The 307-nt window shown below is 66.8% G+C and carries 1 protein-coding gene; it reads left to right on the top strand.

Going from position 1 to position 307, the window contains the following annotated elements:
• The coding region (locus tag F6S12_RS33295; RefSeq protein ID WP_315870060.1) for an alpha/beta hydrolase at positions 1-307 on the top strand (307 nt) is incomplete at both ends.

Here is a 307-nt window from a genome sequence, read left to right on the forward strand (position 1 = left end):
TGGGACGCCAGGCCGCCAGCGCCAAGGCGCCGACCGCCGCTCGCGGGCTGATCGTCGAATCTACCTTCACTACCCTGGCCGACGCTGCCGCGGCGGTGACCAAGACCTCCCTGCCGGTGCGCTGGGTGATGTCGCAGAAGTTCGACTCCATCGACAAGATCCGCGAGATCGGCATGCCGCTGCTGGTGGTGCACGGCCTGAAGGACGACTACGTGCCGCCGCGCCTGAGCAAGGAATTGTTCCAGGCCGCCCTGGAGCCGAAGAAACTGCTGCTGGTGCCCGGCGGCACCCACAACAACAGCATGAG

This window comes from Pseudomonas sp. JV245A (genome assembly GCF_032424515.1).
GTDB classification, from domain to species: domain Bacteria; phylum Pseudomonadota; class Gammaproteobacteria; order Pseudomonadales; family Pseudomonadaceae; genus Aquipseudomonas; species Aquipseudomonas protegens.